Annotated in this window: 2 protein-coding genes; both read right to left on the bottom strand. The window is 43.8% G+C overall.

Annotated features, from left to right (window positions below):
• A partial coding sequence (locus ACWVCM_RS12370; RefSeq protein ID WP_455202062.1) for a hypothetical protein occupies nt 1-272 on the bottom strand: 272 nt, incomplete at its 3' end.
• Nucleotides 273-877: 605 nt separating this feature from the next.
• Nucleotides 878-2,934, bottom strand: a 2,057-nt coding sequence (locus ACWVCM_RS12365) for a hypothetical protein (RefSeq protein ID WP_455202061.1), incomplete at its 5' end; no start/stop codon positions are given.

Below are 2,934 nucleotides of genomic sequence, written 5' to 3'. Positions count from 1 at the left end.
GGTGCAACTAATATCGGTACCCGGCTAATAACACTGCTGTTCACCACTTCGGCAGTTACTTCTTTCGGATAGGTAAATGGCGGCAATGCGACCTGGACAATTCTGGAAGGTAACGCAGGTGCGCCGATATCGCCTTCAATATTGCAACCCTTCAAATCTAATACGATGCCGTAAGGTGTCACTTCCTGTTTCAGATCATCTTCTTCGAATGCCACATTGATCTTAAGCGAGCCATTTTGGCCGGGAATCTGGTTGGTGAGTTCCAACTTCATGGTTGTTCCTCCATCAATTGAACGATATGAAAAAATTGGATAATCGTGCGGCTCAACCGAATCCAATTACCTGAAAATCCGGAAACAGCAAAAGCTACTGCTGGGTATGGCTCCATAGGAAACTGCAGAATTGGTAACATTAATGCGGTTACCAGATATTTTTTATTGTGTGATACAACCAGGGTGTTACGAAATACTTACTACGAGTACTACGAGGAAATTCTAAGGTTGCTTCATTTCAGATTAACTGAGCATTCAGCGACGGGAATAACCAGCGCCTAACGTCAAGACCTCTAGAATGACTAATTAAAACATAGAATACTTTTGATAATTTTTCATTCCCATACAACTATTTAATCATTCTCCTTGACTTACCTCAATGGAATTGTGAGTTGTCGTTAATGAATTAAATATAACCATCTTATGTGTTTTGGATTACATGAGAATTACAATTTATTAACACACTATCACTCTATAGTTATCTCAATTGCGTAGCGTTGAAGACCTCAGCGACAATGACAACAGTAAGCCGGATCAACATCCCAGTAATAGTGCTACAGGAGTGTTTAATCGGTGTGAAGTTGCCTGGTTAACACCGAACGATTTTATTCCCTCCATCGCCGTCGCCTAAAAAGCATACTGGTGATTATGTAATAAATCGCGCCCACAATGAGTGTACTGAGGTTAAGCGCACCTCCTCCTGAATCGATTGCTTGTATATTATTTTCAACGATAGCTTCCGTCTCACTAGTCTCAATTGCCTCAATAACAGTTGTATTGCCAGTTACATTCACTGTTGATTGAGTCACTGTTGCCCTGATTGGTTCACTTCCCGCTACCGGTGTGAAACCAACCGGAGGAATCAGGCTAATTTCCGTGACTCCGGCTGAAAGTGGATCAAACTCTGTAGTATATAAAGAATTCCCCCCTGTAATAACCAGGGGATTGGGAGTAACTATTCCCACTGAAGGATCCGTATTGCTAAACGCAATCGAGACTGTAAGTCCACCACGAACCGATTGTGTCCGCTCCCACCGCCAGGTAACCGGATTTAATCTTGCAGATCGAATACTCATTGTTACATTAGGTGCATCGTCTGCAACGTTTATGTCTGAGCTACTAAGATAAAGCGCCCCCGGTGTTACCGTTACCGGAACAATAGCATCATCATATCCTGATGCTTTACCGAGCAGTTGCGTGTTACCCTCAACAATACCTTGTAGATATATTATTCCAACAGTTGTACTGGTAACGTTGGAAAATACGATTTCTGTTGTGCCCTGTGCATATTGATCTGTAGATATCAGCGCAATGGCACCACTCGAGATGGTGAAAGTAACATTTACAGGGCTGGGTGGCGTTTCTTCCAACTGAATAAGTAATCCTTCCTGCAGTCCGGCCCCTACATCATAATAATTAATCACAAAGATATCGGGCGCGGTTACGTTCACCTGGGTGGTTGTTGGCTCGTTTGCCGGCACACTAAAACCAGGTGGCTGCGTCAAGCTGACCTGCGTAAAACCGGCTGTTATCGGATCAAACTCTACGGTTCTGGCACTCTGACCACCTTCAAATATGACGTTATCCGTGGATATCGTACCGATGAGATCATCGGTATTGGACAATGGTACGTTTATCGTAATACCACCACGAATTTGTTGTGTCTCAACAAAAGTGAGCGAGCCCTCGTTTAGCCTGGTCGGATACAGATATATTAACTCGTTTTCTGAGAAGGTGTTTGTATCCAGTGTAGAAGTCAGAAAACGAATCGCAGAAGGTGTAACCGTAATATTGCTGGTTGCGATATCATAACCTTCTGCGGTAGCGGTTAACGTGGTTGTACTGCCTGACTGCAAGCCGTGTATATAGATATTTCCCACATATTGTGTAGTGACGCCACTAATCGTAATGCTCCTGGCACCTAAGGTTGTGTTATCTGGCGCTACCAGTGCAACACTTTCGTCTTCAACTGTAAATGTAATATCAACAGGCGCTGGCGGCGCACTTTGTAGTTGAACGTTTACACCTTCCTGTAAGTTATATCCAACGTCGGAATCCTGCAGATAAATATCAGGTGCAGTCACACTGATATCGATCGATGTATTCAGTCCAGCGGGCTGAGTAAAACCTGCAGGCTGTGCTAAAGATAACGTAGTCGTACCGGATGCAATGGCGTCAAATTCAATGATTTGCTGATAACCAGTTCCGCCAGTAAATGTCACGTTGTTTGTTGAAATTGTCCCCACACTATCGTCAGAATTACTGAGTGGCACGGAAACACTATAGCCACCACGAACTTCCTGATCGTCTTCCCTTAGTAGTGTATCTGACCGTAACCTGGCCGAACGTATTGAAATTAATGAGTTATCTGCAAAGGTTGTGGTACTGAAACTTGAGTTGACAATATAAATACTGGAAGGATTAACTATAACCTCAACCGTACCATCGTTATATCCAGGTGCAGACAGGGTTATCGTTGTTGTGCCTTCCAGTAATCCCTGCACATATATATTTCCTGCACTGGTATCGGTTACACCGCTCAGAACAATGCTTGGACTACCCGCTGTGGTTTGATTAGCAGACACCAATGCATGGCTGGCATTCTCAACGGTTGCTGTAATATCCATCGGTGACAATGGCGCATTTTCCAGGTAAATAGTCG

The organism is Kaarinaea lacus (assembly GCF_975902315.1).
This window is presented reverse-complemented; position numbering and strand designations above follow the sequence as displayed.